Origin of the sequence: Streptococcus sp. 3109, from assembly GCF_013276905.1 — a bacterium.
GTDB lineage: Bacteria > Bacillota > Bacilli > Lactobacillales > Streptococcaceae > Streptococcus.
In genome coordinates this window covers 208,261-226,730 of the sequence record NZ_VMLY01000001.1, presented here as the reverse complement: position 1 = coordinate 226,730, position 18,470 = coordinate 208,261, and the positions used below count along the sequence as shown (strand labels likewise).

Sequence of the window (18,470 nt, the reverse complement as noted above, 5' to 3'; positions counted from 1 at the left end):
TTCTCTAATAGATCAAACACCGAAGGTAAAGAGTATAGAATTTTTAAATTAAATACGATAAACATTTTGTTCACTTTATAATCGTTTACAAGAGAATAATGAGTATTAAATCAAATAAAATCCAAATATTTTGCGAACTTTTTTATATTTTTTTCGTAAAAGGCTTTACAAGTTCTTAAAAACATGATATAGTAATGGAGCTTAGAAAATGAGATGATGTTTTCTAGCAAATATAAACCCGAGTAAAAAATGCCTACGGACAGGCAGGGTTGAATGCCGAAGCGTGGTTGAAAAACCACATTATTGATAGGGTTAAAAGCCTACTTTTATAAGTTGATGTTAGGACACTTGTCCTAATTCATAAATTTTTAGTGTGGTGAAAGCACACGTCATCTTGTGAAACGATCAATAAAGTACGTAATATTTGCTACTAGAGAGTTAGGAAACATCGGGAACAGACATACTCAACAGAAACAAACATAAAAACGTCAGAAGATTGCAGAGCAGGTGAAATCCTGCTCTTTTTTCATGAGTCAACCTTTAGTTCCTTAGTTTTCATAAGGTACTAAAAATATGGAAAGGAGTATGTCTTGAAAGAGTTAGATCAAAACCAAGCCCCAATTTATGAGGCCTTGGTGAAGTTACGCAAGAAAAGGATTGTTCCCTTTGATGTTCCAGGTCACAAGCGCGGACGGGGAAATCCAGAACTTGTCGAACTGTTAGGTGAAAAATGTGTTGGCATTGATGTCAATTCGATGAAACCCTTGGATAATCTTGGTCACCCTATTTCGATTATTCGGGATGCAGAGGAGCTAGCGGCGGATGCTTTTGGAGCTAACCATGCCTTTCTCATGATTGGTGGAACAACTTCATCGGTGCAGACTATGATTCTGTCAACCTGCAAGGCTGGAGATAAGATTATTCTGCCACGAAATGTCCATAAATCTGCCATCAATGCGCTGGTTCTATGTGGTGCCATTCCCATCTATATCGAGATGAGTGTAGATCCTAAGATTGGTATCGCTTTAGGTCTTGAAAATGACCGAGTAGCCCAGGCCATAAAGGACCATCCAGATGCCAAGGCCATTTTGATTAACAATCCCACTTACTACGGAATCTGTTCAGACCTAAAGGGTTTGACAGAAATGGCTCATGAAGCTGGCATGATGGTTTTAGTAGATGAAGCCCACGGAGCGCATTTGCATTTCACTGATAAACTTCCAATTTCTGCTATGGATGCAGGTGCTGATATGGCAGCAGTTTCTATGCATAAGTCTGGTGGGAGTTTGACACAAAGTTCGCTTCTTTTAATCGGGGAGCAGATGAATCCCGAGTACGTACGTCAGATTATCAATCTGACCCAGTCAACATCCGCCTCTTACTTGTTGATGGCTAGTTTGGATATTTCACGTAGGAATTTAGCCCTTCGTGGTAAAGAGTCTTTTGAGAAGGTCATCGAGCTATCCGAGTACGCTCGTCGTGAAATCAATGCCATAGGTGGCTACTATGCCTACTCAAAAGAGTTAATAGACGGAGTGTCCGTTTGCGATTTTGACGTGACCAAGTTGTCAGTTTACACTCAGGGTATTGGCTTAACAGGTATCGAGGTTTACGACCTCTTGCGAGACGAATACGACATTCAGATTGAGTTTGGTGATATTGGCAATATCTTGGCCTATATTTCGATTGGTGACCGTATCCAAGACATCGAGCGCTTGGTCGGTGCTTTGGCTGATATCAAGAGACTCTATTCACGAGATGGGAAGGACTTGATAGCTGGAGAATATATCCAGCCCGAGTTGGTCCTTTCTCCTCAGGAAGCCTTCTATTCAGAGAGAAAAAGTTTGTCTTTAGACGAATCTGTTGGACAGGTCTGTGGGGAATTTGTCATGTGCTATCCTCCAGGTATTCCTGTCTTGGCTCCTGGAGAACGCATTACACGAGAAATTGTCGACTATATCCAATTTGCCAAGGAACGTGGTTGCTCCCTCCAAGGGACGGAAGATCCAGAGGTCAATCACATCAACGTCATTAAGAGAAAGGAGAACTAGATGGATTTATGGTTTTCTGAAGTTCATACTCCAGATGTGAAATTGTCCCTGAGAACAGCCAAGCAACTCTACGCTGGTAAAAGTGAATGGCAGGATATCGAAGTCTTGGATACACCAGCTTTTGGGAAAATACTAATTTTAAATGGGCACGTCTTGTTCTCAGATGCGGATGATTTTGTCTACAATGAAATGACCGTTCATGTTCCCATGGCTGTCCACCCAAATCCCAAGAAAGTCTTGGTTATTGGGGGTGGTGACGGTGGTGTTGCCCAAGTATTAACCCTCTATCCTGAACTGGAGCAAATCGATATTGTGGAACCAGATGAGATGTTGGTTGAGGTCTGTCGTGAGTATTTCCCAGACTTTGCTTCGGGACTTGATGACCCTCGTGTTACCATTTACTATCAAAATGGGCTACGCTTTTTGCGAAACTGCGAAGATGACTACGATATTATCATCAACGATGCGACAGATCCATTTGGACATACGGAAGGGCTCTTTACCAAGGAATTTTACGGTAACAGTTACAGAGCCTTGAAAGAAGACGGCATCATGATTTACCAGCATGGGAGTCCCTTCTTTGACGAGGATGAGTCAGCTTGTCGAAGCATGCACCGCAAGGTCAATCAAGCCTTTCCAATCAGTCGGGTCTATCAGGCCCATATCCCAACCAGCCCTGCTGGTTATTGGTTGTTTGGATTTGCATCGAAAAAATACCACCCTGTTAAAGATTTTGACAAGGAAGGCTGGAAAAAACGCCAGCTTTTCACAGAATACTACACTGCAAACTTACACGTGGGAGCCTTTATGTTACCCAAGTATGTTGAGGACATTTTAGAAGAAGAGGAAGGAAAAAAATGAGTCGTTTATTAGTTATTGGATGTGGGGGCGTTGCCCAAGTTGCTATTTCAAAGATTTGTCAAGATAGCAAAACCTTTACAGAAATTATGATTGCTAGCCGTACCAAGTCAAAATGTGATGACTTGAAAGCTAAATTGGAAGGCAAAACAAGTACAAAGATTGAGACAGCTGCTCTTGATGCTGACAAGGTTCAAGAAGTGATTGCCCTGATTGAAAGCTACAAACCAGAAGCTGTTTTGAACGTAGCTTTACCATATCAAGATTTAACCATTATGGATGCTTGTTTGGAAACAGGTGTTCACTATATCGATACGGCTAACTATGAAGCAGAAGACACAGAAGACCCTGAGTGGCGTGCTATCTACGAAAAACGTTGCAAAGAACTTGGTTTTACCGCCTACTTTGACTACTCATGGCAATGGGCTTATCAGGAAAAATTCAAAGAAGCAGGTTTGACTGCTCTGCTTGGATCTGGCTTTGACCCAGGTGTGACTAGTGTCTTTTCTGCCTATGCTCTCAAACATTATTTTGATGAAATCCACTATATCGACATTTTAGACTGTAATGGTGGTGACCACGGTTATCCATTTGCGACCAACTTCAACCCAGAAATCAATCTACGCGAGGTTTCTGCGCCAGGTTCTTACTGGGAAGATGGAAAATGGGTTGAAGTCGAAGCTATGTCTATCAAGCGTGAGTACGATTTCCCTCAAGTTGGACAAAAAGACATGTATCTCCTTCACCATGAAGAAATTGAATCATTGGCCAAAAACATTCCTGGAGTCAAACGCATTCGTTTCTTTATGACTTTTGGTCAATCATACTTGACGCACATGAAATGTCTTGAAAATGTTGGGCTCCTTCGTACGGATACCATTAACTTTAACGGTCAAGAAATTGTTCCAATCCAATTTTTAAAAGCGCTACTTCCAGATCCTGCAAGCCTTGGTCCACGTACAGTCGGAAAAACCAATATTGGATGTATCTTTACAGGTGTAAAAGATGGCGTTGAAAAGACCATCTACATCTACAATGTCTGCGACCATCAGGAATGTTACACAGAAGTTGGTTCACAAGCTATTTCTTACACGACAGGCGTTCCAGCCATGATTGGGACAAAATTGGTTATGAACGGTACTTGGAAACAAGCTGGAGTGTATAACCTTGAAGAATTGGATCCAGATCCATTTATGGAAGCTTTGAATGAGTACGGTTTGCCTTGGGTTGTGGTTGAAAATCCACAAATGGTGGACTAATGAAGCTAGAACAAGTACCAACACCAGCTTACGTCATTGACTTGGCAAAGTTAGAATCAAACTGCCGCATTCTACAATATGTACAAGAAGAAGCTGGTTGCAAGGTTTTGCTTGCCCAGAAGGCCTATTCCCTCTATAAAACCTATCCCTTGATTAGCCAGTATCTATCAGGTACGACAGCTAGTGGACTCTATGAAGCTAAGCTAGCTAGAGAGGAATTTCAAGGGGAAGTCCATGTCTTTGCGCCAGCTTTCAAGGATGCAGACTTGGAGGAATTGCTTGAGATAACAGACCATATCGTTTTTAACTCTGAGAGACAGTTGCGTAAACATGGGGCTCGTTGTCGGAAAGCTGGTATCAGTGTAGGTTTACGTCTCAATCCTCAGTGTTCAACTCAGGGTGATCACGCGCTCTATGACCCTTGTGCACCAGGCTCTCGTTTTGGAGTCACTCTAGACAAGATTCCTAGTGATTTACTAGATTTGGTGGATGGTCTTCATTTTCATACCCTTTGCGAGCAGGGAGCAGATGATTTACAAACAACTTTGAAAGCAGTAGAAGCGCAATTTGGTTCGTACTTACATGAGGTAAAGTGGCTCAATATGGGGGGCGGACACCACATCACAAGAGAAGGTTACGATGTGGATTTGCTGATTTCTGAAATCAAACGTATCCGAGAAACTTACAATCTTGAAATCTATATCGAGCCGGGTGAAGCCATTGCGCTCAATGCAGGTTATCTAGCAACTGAGGTATTAGATATTGTCGAAAACGGTATGGAAATCTTGGTTTTAGACGCCTCCGCGACCTGCCATATGCCTGACGTACTTGAGATGCCCTATCGTCCACCTTTGAGAAATGGCTCTGAGGCACAGGAAAAAGCCCATACCTATAGACTTTCTTCTAATACCTGTCTGACAGGCGATGTGATTGGTGATTATAGCTTTGAAAATCCAGTTCAAATCGGTGATAGACTTTATTTTGAAGACATGGCTATTTATTCTTTTGTCAAAAATAATACCTTTAATGGTATTGGATTGCCAAGTCTCTATCTCATGGACGAACAGGGAGACTGCAACTTAGTCAAATCTTTTGGTTATCAAGACTTTAAAGGGAGATTATCATGATGGACAGTCCAAAAAAATTAGGCTATCACATGCCAGCAGAGTACGAACCCCATCATGGTACCCTCATGATATGGCCGACTCGACCAGGTTCATGGCCTTTTCAAGGAAAAGCTGCTAAAAGAGCATTTAGTCAGATTATCAAAACCATAGCAGAAGGAGAAAGAGTCTATCTTTTGGTGGACCAAGACTACTTAGCTGAAGCCCAAGACTACCTTGGAGATAGCGCTGTTTATTTAGACATTCCTACCAATGATGCCTGGGCGCGTGATACAGGTCCAACTATTCTTGTCAATGATAAAAGAGAAAAGTTGGCAGTCGATTGGGCTTTTAATGCCTGGGGTGGCACCTATGATGGTCTTTATCAAGATTATGAAGATGATGACCAAGTAGCCAGTCGTTTTGCTGAGGCCTTGGAAATGCCTGTTTACGATGCTAAGCCTTTCGTCCTTGAAGGCGGAGCCATTCATAGCGATGGTCAAGGAACCATTCTTGTGACTGAAAGTTGCCTTCTAAGCCCTGGACGCAATCCTCATCTAAGTAAAGAGGAAATCGAGAGTACCTTATTAGAGAGCCTTGGTGCTGAAAAAGTTATCTGGCTTCCTTATGGTATTTATCAGGATGAAACCAATGAACACGTTGACAATGTTGCTGCCTTTGTTGGTCCTGCAGAACTTGTCTTGTCTTGGACGGACGACGAAAGTGATCCTCAATATGCCATGTCAAAAGCAGATCTCGAACTCTTAGAGCAAGAGACAGATGCAAAAGGACGGAAGTTTACCATTCATAAACTTCCAATTCCAGCTCTTCATCAAGTTGTAACCGAAGAGGATCTGCCAGGCTACATCTATGAAGAAGGAGAAGAAGAGCGATACGCAGGTGAACGACTAGCAGCTTCCTACGTAAACTTTTATATCGCCAACAAGGCAGTCTTGGTTCCACAGTTCGAGGATGTCAATGACCAAGTGGCCTTAGATATCCTCAGTAAGTGTTTCCCAGACCGTAAAGTTGTCGGAATACCAGCCAGAGATATTCTTTTAGGTGGTGGCAATATCCACTGTATCACCCAACAAATCCCAGAATAGGAGAAAAAGATGAGAAATGTAAGAGTTGCAGCCATTCAGATGCAATGTGCCAAGGATGTGGCAACAAATATTCAAACAGCGGAGCGTTTAGTACGTCAGGCTGCAGAACAAGGTGCACAAATTATCCTTTTACCCGAATTGTTTGAACGTCCCTATTTCTGTCAGGAACGTCAGTATGACTACTACCAACATGCCCAGTCGGTGACAGACAATACAGCCATTCAGCATTTTAAGGTGATTGCTAAGGAACTAAAAGTTGTTTTACCAATCAGTTTCTATGAAAAAGATGGCAATGTCTTGTATAACTCTATTGCCGTCATTGATGCAGATGGAGAAGTGCTGGGCGTTTATCGAAAGACCCACATACCAGATGACCATTACTATCAAGAAAAATTCTATTTCACGCCTGGCAATACAGGTTTCAAGGTCTGGGATACTCGCTATGCTAAGATTGGGATCGGTATCTGTTGGGATCAATGGTTCCCTGAAACAGCCCGTTGTCTTGCATTGAATGGTGCTGAATTGCTCTTTTATCCAACTGCTATTGGCTCTGAGCCTATCCTAGATACGGACAGTTGTGGTCATTGGCAACGTACCATGCAAGGACACGCAGCAGCAAATATTGTCCCAGTTATTGCAGCCAATCGTTATGGTTTGGAGGAAGTCACTCCTAGTGAGGAAAATGGTGGACAGAGTTCCAGTCTTGACTTCTACGGTTCATCCTTTATGACGGATGAAACAGGAGCTATTCTAGAGCGAGCTGAAAGACAAGGAGAAGCTGTTCTGTTAGCTACTTATGATCTTGACAAGGGAGCAGGCGAACGCCTAAACTGGGGCTTGTTTCGAGATAGAAGACCAGAAATGTATCGACGAATTACGGACTAGTAGGGGAGAAATGAGAGATTTATTATGCTAGACTCGTTTTTACTAGCAACTATAAGATACTAGGTCATCTAGCAAGTGAATTTTACATTTTAACCCTCTAAGGCTTTCTCGCGCTTTAATGCGAGGAGCTTTTCTATTTAAGCTTTATCAATAAAACATGCTATAATAGTTGCAGAAAGGTTGGTATTTATGGCTAGGATATTGGTTATTGAAGACAATAGTGACATTCAAGAGATTTTGCGAACACTTCTTACTGAGGAGCATGAGGTAATTCAAGCCTTTTCCGGTACAGAAGGAATCATGCGTTTTGACCAAGGTGGGATTGAGCTCGTTTTGCTAGATATCATGCTTCCTGGGAAAAATGGGGATCAGGTTTTAAAAGCCATCAGGGAACAAAGTCAAACTCCAGTCATTATGCTAACGGCTTTGAGCGATAAGAAGCTAATCAGTCAATATCTCTTAGATGGTGCCAATGATTACATAGTGAAACCTTTTGATTTGGATGAAGTCTTTGCTAGAGTTACTGTTCAGTTACGCCAAAGTGCAGAAAAACAGCCTGTGGAAATAGTAAAAACTGAAAATCTGCCACAAAACTTGAAAAATATCCAGTTTGATGCAGAAAGTTTTGAAATCAAAAATAACCAGGAAACGATTCGCCTTGCCAAGAAAGAATGCTTGATTCTCCAAACTCTCCTTAAACATCCTAAGAAAATTTTCACCAAGGAAGAACTGTATGAATTGGTCTGGGAGGAGAGCTACCTACCTGGAGATAATACCCTCAATACGCATTTGAGTAATCTTCGTAAAAAATTAAACCAGCTTGACCCAAATCAAGAATATATTGAAACCATCTGGGGCGTTGGGGTAAGATTAAAAGGAGACAAGCAATGACCTACATGATAATTTTTGTCCTACTAGTACTCCTAATTATTTTATCGATTGCATTGATTCGCTACCATCTAGCACTTAAAAACTTGAGTCAACAGATTGAAGACAAGATTCTCACAGGTAGTATGAAAAGAGTCGGAGTCAGCATTTTTTCCAAACATTTTTTACATCTCTACCAGCAGATTGATAATCTATTTCAGGAAGTGGAACAATCTCGATTGGTTATGAAAAGGGAAAAACAGACTCTGGATATGGCCATCAGCAATATCGCCCATGATATTCGGACGCCTTTGACTATCGCTTCAGGCTACACGCAACAATTGATAAAGTCTCCTGAAAACCAAGCAGAAACCCTACAAAAAATTGCCAATCATCTTGATTTAGTTTCCAAACGTTTGGAGGCACTCCTAGAATATCGTCGTTTGATGGAAGGGGCTGTCAAACCGAAACTGGAAGAAGTGGATTTTTCAACTTTTATCACCAAAAAGACTCTGGCTTATTATGATGTTTTTCAAGCGGCGAATATCACGCTTGATTTTAAGGTTGAAGATGATTTAAAAATGAGAACTGATGAAGACTTGCTGGATCGAATTTTACAAAATCTGCTTGGAAATGTCCTCAAACATGGCAAGGAAGAAGCGCGTCTATCTTTGAGAAAGGAAAAGGGACAGCTTGTCTTAGAGATTGCAAACCTTGTCAAACAGCCCATCAAAAAAATAGAAAATCTCAGCAACCGTTTTTATTCTGAAAATCTATCTGATACGGAAGAATCCTCTGGTTTAGGCCTTTATATCACTGAGGAATTATGTCATCTTCTCGGTGCAGAGATGAAACTAAGCACAGATGGACAGTGGTTATCGGTTTGTATTTACTTTTAACGAAAAGGAACCTCCTCTGTAGGCTAGAGGAGGTCTTTTTTTATAGACTTTTCTTTTTGAAAACTATCAATCCACTTATATTAAAGATTACAATAACAGCTAAGCTACCTATAAATGTGTAGAGAATTGACTCACTATTAGCAGTCATAGCATAAGTAAATTGCAATGATAAATATGGCAAAATTTTGATACTTGGAAAAATGAGCATTGGCATAGAAAGTAAGATAGAGCTGACCAAATATCCAATAAATACTGCAAGATAAGAATGACTAACATAGAGGATGAAGGAAACAATGGAAAGCCAAGCAAGGAGGCAAAGGAATTGAAGGGAAATGGTTATCAGTAGATTGCCAATAAAGCCATCAGGCATAGTGCCAAATCCATTTAAGATAGTTGCTGGAATAAAGGCAATCACAAGGCTGATGATAACTTGCAAGAGTGCAATACAAGTCAATACAAAGGCTTTGGCAAGGAAAAACTCGGTACGAGAGACACCCACTGTTAAATTATTTTTATAGAGTTTGCCGATTAAATCAACTCCAAGAACGAGGCAGGCTAGAACTATGCAGAGAAAAACGAGGTTTGAACCTTGACTAGATGCGTTGATCAGGGCTTGTACACCGTCCCAACCATGGGTTGGAATGTCTGGCTCTTCTGTCTGGATTGCCATTAGATGGCCAGTAGCCCCAAAAACAGCCCCCATTAACATGAGTACAAAGAGAATGAACTCTGTAATCCAGAATCCTTTGGAACGGAAAAGACGGTAAAAGTCTGCTTGAATGGTATGTATCATGATTTTTCTCCTATTGGACCAATTGAGTGAAGTATTCTTCTAGGTTTTGACGAGCATAGTAAATCTCGTCAATGGCAACATCTGCCAAGGTTAATTCTTTGAGAATCTGTTTGACATCTTGTTCCTGACCAAAGATATGGATTTCATTTTCTGGATTAACAACCTTGAACTGGAGCTGGATTCGTTCTTTCAATACTTGACAAGCTTTCTCTTGCTCGGCTGTCTTAAGCACAATATAATCCTCACTTAGTGTTTCAAATTCAGCTTTGCTGATTTCACGGATAATCTTGCCTTGATCTAAAATACCAAAACGATTAGCTAGGAGATAGAGTTCTGACAAGATATGGCTAGAGATGAGAATGGTGATCCCTTGTTCTTGATTGAGCCGTTGAATCATCAGACGAAATTCTTTGATACCGATTGGGTCGAGACCGTTGATAGGTTCATCTAAGATCAGGAAGTCTGGTTTGGATAGAAGAGCAATGGCGATCCCAAGTCTTTGTTTCATTCCTAGAGAGAAATCACGAAAGACTTTTTTACCTGTATCTGACAAGCCTACATAGTCCAGCGTTTCTCGAATGACTTGATCAGCATTTGGAATATGACGAATCATACAGTAATATTTCAGATTTTGGTAGGCTGTTAAGTGATTATGAGCTACGGGTGATTCGATAACAGAACCTACTCGAGATAGAGCCTTGGTCCACTCATTTTCCGATTGACTAGAAAAGAGGGAAACAGTTCCTTTATCCGCAAACAGTAGTTGCGTAATGATTTTGATTAAGGTGGTTTTCCCAGCTCCATTCTTCCCAATAAGTCCATAAATATCCCCCTCTCTTATCGTTAGATGAAGATCCTGAAGGATAGCTTGTTTGTCAAAGTTTTTGGACAATCCATGAATGTCGAGTACTGTTTTCATGATTCTCTCCTTTTGATTTATTTTGATAACTTTAGTATAAAGCATAGAAATCAAAGAAAGCTCAAGCATTTCTAAAGAGTTTCTAAAGTTTTAGGAATTCTTAAATATCAAAACCCAGTTGATATGAACTGGGCTTCTTAATTATAAAATATATTTCTCAATCGCACGCGCAACGCCGTCTTCTTCGTTGCTGGCTGTAACATCATCAGCTAGGGATTTGACATAATCGCTGGCATTTCCCATAGCAATGCCCAGCCCTGCAAACTGGAGCATTTCGATATCGTTATTGGCATCGCCCATGGCCATGATTTCTGAGGAATCAATCTTCAAAATATCTGCTAGTCGAGAAAGAGCAGTAGCCTTTGTCGTTCCAAGTGGCATGGCTTCATAAATGACAGGCTGTGAACGAACGCCACTGAATCCTTGGCAGAGTTCCCCAGCAAAACGCTCTTCAAAATCGTCAGTTTGATTCTCTGTTCCTAAAAACATCCCTTGGAACATCCGGTACTTACCACTAGTCGCTTCCTCAAGAGAAATTTCAGTCAGGTCTGAAAAGACTAGTTTAGCATCATTTTCAATGACTTGATTGGGCTTGCCACCGAGGACAAAATAATGTTCCTCATCAAAAAGAGTCAACTGAACATCACTTTTTTCAGCTAGGTCATAGAGGTATTCGATGTCAGATGGACTGAGTTCTTGCCAATCAACCAGACTCCAGTCACTTGTCTGGTGGGTTGAGCAACCGTTGTTAACAATCACATACTCATTCTGGAGATCCAGTCCCAGTTTTTTATAGTAGGGGAGGACGCCGAAAAGCGGGCGACCTGTACAGAGAACCAGTTTGACACCTTTTTCAATAGCTTGGTGAATAGCAGTAATATGAGCTTGTGGGATTTCCTTGGCTTCATTGAGGAGGGTTCCGTCCATATCCAAGGCTAGTAGTTTAATCATAAGACTTCCTTCTTTATCTTTTGGTATTATTATAGCATATTTTGGAGAAGAAATTGATAGAAAGCTTGGGGCTAATTGATTTTACAGTTTAGGATGTTTTGATAACAATTCATGATTTGAAGAGGATATTTGGCCAAGATATGCTATACTAAAATTGTCAATGTTGCAACTAGACAAGCATAAAAAAACTAGCTTAAAATAGTTTTTTTGTAAGTAGGTATGAGTATCAGATTACTCAACTAATCTAAACAATAACGGAGGAAATATATCATGATTTTAATGACAAAAAATATAAATCTAACAAATGAAGAATTAGAGCTGATACAAGGTGGAGCAGATCCCTATGGAAAAGAACCTAATGGTTATTTTCCTTGGCAAATAGAGCCGGTATTAACTATGCCGGTTCATGGATTTTGTCCCAGAGGAACCTATGATTTAGGATATATTGGAGGAGGCAATCATCTTTGCAAAGGAAGTCCTGTGAGATTTTAAGTAAAATTTATTAGGAATATGGAGAAAACAGAGGATTTAATATGAAAAAACGGATTATTCAGATTTTACTAGCATTATCCTTAATTTTTTACAAATCAACTTGGTTTTGGGGAATTTTCAATCACCTCGCAAAGCCCTATCTACCAGCAAGTCGTGAATTTTTTCAGATTCTGCTTTGGATGGAGAGTGGAGGTCTTTTATTAGCGGTCATCTATCTACTAGTTTTTGCAGGAAAGAAGACTTTTCATTTCAAATGGCAGCTGAGGCACTTTATCTACCTTTTACTGGGTTACATCATTTTGTATATGTCTGACTTCCTCTTGTCTTATTTCATACCCTCGTCTTCAAATCAAATTTCTTTGAATGAAACGATAGAAATGATGGGGAGACAGGAATTACCCTATTTCTTGCTCATAGCTTGCTTCATCGGCCCTATTGCTGAGGAGTTGATTTACCGCGGTGTGCTTATGACAACCTTTTTCAAAAACTCGCCTTGGTACGGAGATGTCTTGCTTTCTGCTATTATTTTCGGTTATATTCATATCAATTTTGCTTTAACACCTCTTGCTTTTTTCATTTATGCTAGTGGAGGTCTCATTTTAGCTCTACTGTATCGCATGACAAAAAATCTCTACTATCCAATACTAGTTCATATTCTCATCAATATCACTGCCTTCTGGAATGTATGGTTACTCCTATTTTCAGGAAGTTAGCTTACTAAAACAATGTCGGAACTTTCCGGCATTTTCTTTTTTTCACAAATAGTCAACGTTTTTCTTTTCGATATTGGAGTGGTGTGTATCCAGTTATTTTTTTGAATTGATTTTGAAAATAAGATTGGCTTGAGAAAGGCAGATAGTGAAGATAGTTAAGAAGAATAGGATGTTCTTTTTTACTTTTTGGAAAACTTCTAAAATATGGTATAATGAAAAGATAAAGAAGTTGGGGGTAGAAGATGAACATTCAACAATTACGCTATGTTGTTGCCATTGCCAATAGCGGTACTTTTCGTGAAGCTGCTGAAAAGATGTATGTTAGTCAGCCGAGTCTGTCTATTTCTGTTCGTGATTTGGAAAAAGAATTGGGCTTTAAGATTTTTCGTCGGACCAGTTCAGGGACTTTCTTGACCCGTCGTGGTATGGAATTCTATGAAAAAGCGCAAGAATTGGTTAAAGGATTTGATATTTTTCAAAATCAGTATGCCAATCCTGAGGAAGAAAAAGATGAATTTTCCATTGCTAGTCAGCACTATGACTTCTTGCCACCGACGATTACGGCTTTTTCAGAGCGCTATCCTGATTATAAGAACTTTCGTATTTTTGAATCAACTACTGTTCAAATCTTAGACGAAGTAGCGCAAGGGCATAGTGAGATTGGGATTATCTACCTCAACAATCAAAATAAAAAGGGGATTATGCAACGGGTTGAAAAGCTAGGTCTGGAGGTCATTGAATTGATTCCTTTCCATACCCATATTTATCTCCGTGAGGGTCATCCTTTAGCCCAGAAAGAGGAATTAGTCATGGAGGATTTAGCGGATTTACCAACGGTTCGTTTCACTCAAGAGAAAGATGAGTACCTTTATTATTCAGAGAACTTTGTTGATACTAGTGCGAGCTCGCAGATGTTCAATGTGACAGACCGTGCCACCTTAAATGGCATTTTGGAGCGGACGGATGCTTATGCAACAGGTTCTGGATTTTTAGATAGTGACAGTGTGAATGGCATCACAGTTATTCGTCTCAAGGATAACCTAGATAATCGCATGGTCTATGTTAAACGTGAAGAAGTGGAGCTGAGTCAAGCTGGGACTCTCTTCGTAGAAGTCATGCAAGAATATTTTGATCAGAAGAGGAAATCATGAAAAAAAGAGGAATAGTGGCAGTCATTGTACTGCTTTTGATTGGTCTGGATCAGTTGGTTAAATCCTATATCGTCCAACAGATTCCACTGGGTGAAGTTCGTTCTTGGATTCCCAATTTCGTTAGCTTGACCTACCTGCAAAATCGAGGGGCAGCCTTTTCTATCTTACAAGATCAGCAGTTCTTATTCGCTGTCATTACTCTGGTTGTCGTGGTAGGTGCCATTTGGTATCTACATAAACACATGGAGAACTCACTTTGGATGGTCTTGGGTTTGACCTTGATTATCGCAGGTGGTCTTGGAAACTTTATTGACAGGGTGAGTCAGGGATTTGTTGTGGATATGATCCACCTTGACTTTATCAATTTTGCAATTTTCAATGTGGCAGATAGCTATCTGACGGTTGGAGTGATTATTTTATTGATTGCAATGCTAAAAGAGGAAATAAATGGAAATTAAAATTGAAACTGGTGGCCTGCGTTTAGATAAGGCTTTGTCGGATTTAACAGAATTATCACGCAGTCTCGCGAATGAACAAATTAAATCAGGACAGGTCTTGGTCAATGGCCAAGTCAAGAAAGCTAAATACACTGTCCAAGAGGGCGATGTCGTCACTTACCATGTGCCAGAGCCAGAGGTTTTAGAGTATGTGGCTGAGGATCTTCCACTAGAAATCATCTACCAAGATGAGGACGTTGCTGTCGTTAACAAGCCCCAGGGGATGGTGGTGCATCCGAGTGCTGGTCATACTAGTGGAACTCTGGTAAATGCCCTTATGTACCATATTAAGGACTTGTCGGGTATCAATGGGGTTCTGCGTCCAGGAATTGTTCACCGTATTGATAAGGATACGTCAGGTCTTCTCATGATTGCTAAAAATGATGAGGCGCACTTAGCACTTGCCCAAGAACTCAAGGATAAAAAGTCTCTCCGCAAATATTGGGCGATTGTTCATGGAAATTTGCCCAATGATCGCGGTGTCATTGAAGCACCGATTGGTCGTAGTGAAAAAGACCGTAAGAAACAGGCTGTGACTGCTAAAGGTAAGCCTGCAGTTACCCGTTTTCACGTCTTGGAACGCTTTGGTGATTATAGCTTAGTAGAGTTGCAACTGGAGACAGGGCGCACCCATCAGATTCGTGTTCACATGGCTTATATTGGCCATTCAGTCGCTGGTGATGAAGTCTATGGTCCACGCAAGACACTTAAGGGGCATGGACAGTTTCTCCATGCCAAGACTCTAGGATTTACCCATCCGAGAACAGGTGAGACCTTGGAATTTACAGCAGATATCCCAGAGATATTTAAGGAAACCTTGGAGAAATTAAGGAAGTAAGAATGAAAAAGAAATTGATTAGTTTAGCACTTGCAGGCGCTTTTTTAGGTTTGTCATGGTATGGGAATGTTCAAGCTCAAGAAAGTTCAGGAAATAAAATCCACTTTATCAATGTTCAAGAAGGTGGCAGTGATGCGATTATTCTTGAAAGCAATGGACATTTTGCCATGGTGGATACAGGAGAAGATTATGATTTCCCAGATGGAAGTGATTCTCGCTATCCATGGAGAGAAGGAATTGAAACGTCTTATAAGCATGTTCTAACAGACCGTGTCTTTCGTCGTTTGAAGGAATTGGGTGTCCAAAAACTTGATTTTATTTTGGTGACCCATACCCACAGTGATCATATTGGAAATGTTGATGAATTACTGTCTACCTATCCAGTTGACCGAGTCTATCTTAAAAAATATAGTGATAATCGTATTACTAATTCTGAACGTTTATGGGATAATCTGTACGGTTATGATAAGGTTTTACAGACTGCCGCCGAAAAAGGTGTTTCAGTTATTCAAAACATCACACAGGGAGATGCTCATTTTCAGTTTGGGGACATGGATATTCAGCTCTATAATTATGAAAATGAAACTGATTCATCGGGTGAATTAAAGAAAATTTGGGATGATAATTCTAATTCCTTGATTAGCGTGGTAAAAGTCAATGGTAAGAAAATTTACCTTGGGGGCGATTTAGATAATGTTCATGGAGCAGAAGACAAGTATGGTCCTCTCATTGGAAAAGTTGATTTGATGAAGTTTAATCATCATAAGGATACCGAAAAATCAAATACAAAAAACTTTATATTAAATCTATCTCCAGAAATCATAGTGCAGACAAGTGATGCTGTTCCAGGTTTTTATGATAGTCCTATTGTAGACAACCCTGAATATATAGCATGGTTAGATAGTTTAGGGATAAAGCGAATAAATGCAGCTAGTACAGAATATGATGCAACTGTTTTTGATATTAGACAAAATGGCATAGTTGATATAAGTAAACAATATAAAAAAATACCATCGTTTGTTTCGGGATGGCATCAGAAATCTAATGGCGAGTGGTGGTACCAAGCACCAGATTCTACAGGAAATTATTCTATCGGTTGGAACGAAATTGATGGAAAAAGATATTATTTTAATCAAAAAGGAATTCTAATAGAGCAATAATGAAAAAGAAATTGATTAGTTTAGCACTTGCAGGCGCTTTTTTAGGTTTGTCATGGTATGGAAATGTTCAAGCTCAAGAAAGTTCAGGAAATAAAATTCACTTTATCAATGTTCAAGAAGGTGGCAGTGATGCGATTATTCTTGAAAGCAATGGACATTTTGCCATGGTGGATACAGGAGAAGATTATGATTTCCCAGATGGAAGTGATTCTCGTTATCCATGGAGAGAAGGAATTGAAACGTCTTATAAGCATGTTCTAACAGACCGTGTCTTTCGTCGTTTGAAGGAATTGGGTGTTCAAAAACTTGATTTTATTTTGGTGACCCATACCCACAGTGATCATATTGGAAATGTTGATGAATTACTGTCTACCTATCCAGTTGACCGAGTCTATCTTAAAAAATATAGTGATAGTCGTATTACTAATTCTGAACGTCTATGGGATAATCTGTACGGTTATGATAAGGTTTTACAGACTGCTTCAGAAAAAGGTGTTTCAGTTATTCAAAACATCACACAGGAAGATGCTCATTTTCAGTTTGGGGACATGGATATTCAACTCTATAACTATGAAAATGAAACTGATTCATCAGGTGAATTAAAGAAAATTTGGGATGACAATTCCAATTCCCTGATTAGTGTAGTGAAAGTCAATGGCAAGAAAATTTACCTTGGGGGCGACTTAGATAATGTGCATGGAGCGGAAGATAAGTATGGACCTCTTATTGGAAAAGTTGATTTGATGAAGTTTAATCATCACCATGATACAAACAAATCAAATACCAAGGATTTCATTAAAAATTTGAGTCCGAGTTTGATTGTTCAAACTTCGGATAGTCTACCTTGGAAAAATGGTGTTGATAGTGAGTATGTTAATTGGCTCAAAGAACGAGGAATTGAGAGGATCAACGCAGCCAGCAAAGACTATGATGCAACAGTTTTTGATATTCGAAAAGACGGTTTAGTAAACATTTCAACTTCCTACAAGCCGATTCCAAGTTTTCAAGCTGGTTGGCATAAGAGTGCGTATGGGAATTGGTGGTATCAAGCACCTGATTCTACAGGAGAGTATGCTGTCGGTTGGAATGAAATCGAAGGTGAATGGTATTACTTTAACCAAACGGGTATCTTGTTACAGAATCAATGGAAAAAATGGAACAATCATTGGTTCTATTTGACAGACTCTGGTGCTTCTTCTAAAAATTGGAAGAAAATTGATGGAATCTGGTATTATTTCAACAAAGAAAATCAGATGGAAATTGGTTGGGTAAATACTGGAGGTCAGAATTATTATTTATCCAAGGATGGTTCGCTGCAAACAGGTTGGCTTCAATATAAGGGGCAATGGTATTACTTTGCTCAATCAGGAGAAATGAAAACGGGCTGGGTAAAAGATAAAGAAACTTGGTACTATATGAATTCTACTGGTATTATGAAGACAGGTGAAATAGAAGTTGCAGGTCAACATTACTATCTAGAAGAATCAGGAGCTATGAAGCAAGGCTGGCTTAAAAAGGCAAACGATTGGTATTTCTATAAGGAAGACGGTTCACGAGCTGTGGGTTGGATCAAGGACAAGGATAAATGGTACTTCTTGAAAGAAAATGGTCAATTGCTTGTGAACGGTAAGACACCAGAAGGCTATACTGTTGATTCAAGTGGTGCCTGGTTAGTGGATGTTCCGGTAGAGAAATCTGCTACAATTAAAACTACAAGTAATTCAGAAATAAAAGAATCTAAAGAAGTAGTGAAAAAGGATCTTGAAAATCAAGAAACGAGTCAACATGAAAGTGTTGCAAGTTCATCAACTAGGCAAGATTTTACTTCATCAACTTCAAAAAGCTCTGAGACGAGTACAAACAAATCGGAATCAGAACAGTAGTAAAAAAGAAGGTTTTAGGGCCTTCTTTTTCTATCAACTCTTTTC

The 18,470-nt window shown here is 39.9% G+C and carries 18 protein-coding genes and 1 pseudogene; 15 read left to right on the top strand and 4 right to left on the bottom strand.

Going from position 1 to position 18,470, the window contains the following annotated elements:
• Nucleotides 1-590 precede the first annotated feature (590 nt).
• The 8 genes from HT698_RS01275 (at nucleotide 591) to HT698_RS01240 (ending at nucleotide 9,028) form a co-directional block, all read left to right on the top strand.
• Nucleotides 591-2,051, top strand: a complete 1,461-nt coding sequence (locus tag HT698_RS01275; protein ID WP_173218218.1) for an aminotransferase class I/II-fold pyridoxal phosphate-dependent enzyme — start codon at nucleotides 591-593, stop codon at nucleotides 2,049-2,051.
• The gene (speE, locus tag HT698_RS01270) at nucleotides 2,052-2,912 is read left to right on the top strand and encodes a polyamine aminopropyltransferase (protein WP_000366729.1); all 861 of its coding nucleotides are present in this window, start codon (nucleotides 2,052-2,054) and stop codon (nucleotides 2,910-2,912) included.
• A complete protein-coding gene (locus tag HT698_RS01265; protein ID WP_173218220.1) occupies nucleotides 2,909-4,168 on the top strand; it encodes a saccharopine dehydrogenase family protein in 1,260 nt (419 codons plus the stop codon). Before speE ends, HT698_RS01265 begins: the two co-directional genes overlap by 4 nt.
• Nucleotides 4,168-5,295, top strand: coding sequence for a carboxynorspermidine decarboxylase (gene nspC, locus HT698_RS01260; protein WP_173218222.1), 1,128 nt, complete (start codon nucleotides 4,168-4,170; stop codon nucleotides 5,293-5,295). The genes HT698_RS01265 and nspC overlap by 1 nt, the downstream gene beginning before the upstream one ends.
• Nucleotides 5,292-6,377 (top strand): agmatine deiminase, encoded by a 1,086-nt coding sequence (aguA, locus tag HT698_RS01255; RefSeq protein WP_173218224.1) that lies wholly within the window; start codon nucleotides 5,292-5,294, stop codon nucleotides 6,375-6,377. The genes nspC and aguA overlap by 4 nt, the downstream gene beginning before the upstream one ends.
• Nucleotides 6,378-6,386: 9 nt before the next feature.
• The gene (aguB, locus tag HT698_RS01250) at nucleotides 6,387-7,262 is read left to right on the top strand and encodes an N-carbamoylputrescine amidase (protein WP_173218226.1); all 876 of its coding nucleotides are present in this window, start codon (nucleotides 6,387-6,389) and stop codon (nucleotides 7,260-7,262) included.
• A gap of 189 nt (nucleotides 7,263-7,451) precedes the next feature.
• Nucleotides 7,452-8,153, top strand: coding sequence for a response regulator transcription factor (locus HT698_RS01245; RefSeq protein ID WP_173218228.1), 702 nt, complete (start codon nucleotides 7,452-7,454; stop codon nucleotides 8,151-8,153).
• On the top strand, nucleotides 8,150-9,028 hold the full coding sequence (locus HT698_RS01240) for a HAMP domain-containing sensor histidine kinase (RefSeq protein WP_173218230.1): 879 nt from the start codon (nucleotides 8,150-8,152) through the stop codon (nucleotides 9,026-9,028). The genes HT698_RS01245 and HT698_RS01240 overlap by 4 nt, the downstream gene beginning before the upstream one ends.
• A gap of 40 nt (nucleotides 9,029-9,068) precedes the next feature.
• Here HT698_RS01240 and HT698_RS01235 read toward each other — a convergent pair whose 3' ends face one another.
• From HT698_RS01235 to HT698_RS01225, 3 genes are all read right to left on the bottom strand, one after another.
• On the bottom strand, nucleotides 9,069-9,821 hold the full coding sequence (locus tag HT698_RS01235) for an ABC transporter permease (RefSeq protein ID WP_173218232.1): 753 nt from the start codon (nucleotides 9,819-9,821) through the stop codon (nucleotides 9,069-9,071).
• A gap of 10 nt (nucleotides 9,822-9,831) precedes the next feature.
• A complete protein-coding gene (locus tag HT698_RS01230; RefSeq protein ID WP_173218234.1) occupies nucleotides 9,832-10,740 on the bottom strand; it encodes an ATP-binding cassette domain-containing protein in 909 nt (302 codons plus the stop codon).
• A 141-nt stretch (nucleotides 10,741-10,881) separates the two neighbouring features.
• Nucleotides 10,882-11,691 carry a Cof-type HAD-IIB family hydrolase gene (locus HT698_RS01225; RefSeq protein ID WP_173218236.1) on the bottom strand — a complete coding sequence of 270 codons (810 nt, stop codon included), beginning with the start codon at nucleotides 11,689-11,691 and terminating at the stop codon, nucleotides 10,882-10,884.
• A 270-nt stretch (nucleotides 11,692-11,961) separates the two neighbouring features.
• Here HT698_RS01225 and HT698_RS01220 point away from each other — a divergent pair, with 270 nt between their 5' ends.
• Nucleotides 11,962-12,183, top strand: a complete 222-nt coding sequence (locus tag HT698_RS01220; RefSeq protein ID WP_173218238.1) for an SP_0924 family bacteriocin-like peptide — start codon at nucleotides 11,962-11,964, stop codon at nucleotides 12,181-12,183.
• Between the two features lie 41 nt (nucleotides 12,184-12,224).
• Nucleotides 12,225-12,896, top strand: coding sequence for a CPBP family intramembrane glutamic endopeptidase (locus HT698_RS01215; RefSeq protein ID WP_173218239.1), 672 nt, complete (start codon nucleotides 12,225-12,227; stop codon nucleotides 12,894-12,896).
• Nucleotides 12,897-12,948: 52 nt separating this feature from the next.
• Here the strand turns inward: HT698_RS01215 and HT698_RS01210 are convergent, their stop codons facing one another.
• Nucleotides 12,949-13,146, bottom strand: coding sequence for an AraC family transcriptional regulator (locus HT698_RS01210; protein WP_173218241.1), 198 nt, complete (start codon nucleotides 13,144-13,146; stop codon nucleotides 12,949-12,951).
• Here HT698_RS01210 and HT698_RS01205 point away from each other — a divergent pair.
• From HT698_RS01205 to cbpE, 5 genes and pseudogenes are all read left to right on the top strand, one after another.
• Entirely contained in the window at nucleotides 13,139-14,047 is a 909-nt protein-coding gene (locus tag HT698_RS01205) for a LysR family transcriptional regulator (RefSeq protein WP_001025693.1), read from the top strand. The two genes, HT698_RS01210 and HT698_RS01205, sit on opposite strands and share 8 nt — an antisense overlap.
• On the top strand, nucleotides 14,044-14,505 hold the full coding sequence (gene lspA / locus HT698_RS01200) for a signal peptidase II (protein WP_173218243.1): 462 nt from the start codon (nucleotides 14,044-14,046) through the stop codon (nucleotides 14,503-14,505). Before HT698_RS01205 ends, lspA begins: the two co-directional genes overlap by 4 nt.
• On the top strand, nucleotides 14,495-15,382 hold the full coding sequence (locus HT698_RS01195; RefSeq protein ID WP_173218245.1) for an RluA family pseudouridine synthase: 888 nt from the start codon (nucleotides 14,495-14,497) through the stop codon (nucleotides 15,380-15,382). Before lspA ends, HT698_RS01195 begins: the two co-directional genes overlap by 11 nt.
• A 2-nt stretch (nucleotides 15,383-15,384) precedes the next feature.
• Nucleotides 15,385-16,536, top strand: a pseudogene (locus tag HT698_RS01190) (MBL fold metallo-hydrolase); the annotation flags it as partial.
• Between the two features lie 5 nt (nucleotides 16,537-16,541).
• Nucleotides 16,542-18,425 (top strand): phosphorylcholine esterase CbpE, encoded by a 1,884-nt coding sequence (gene cbpE, locus HT698_RS01185; protein ID WP_173218247.1) that lies wholly within the window; start codon nucleotides 16,542-16,544, stop codon nucleotides 18,423-18,425.
• Nucleotides 18,426-18,470 lie beyond the last annotated feature (45 nt).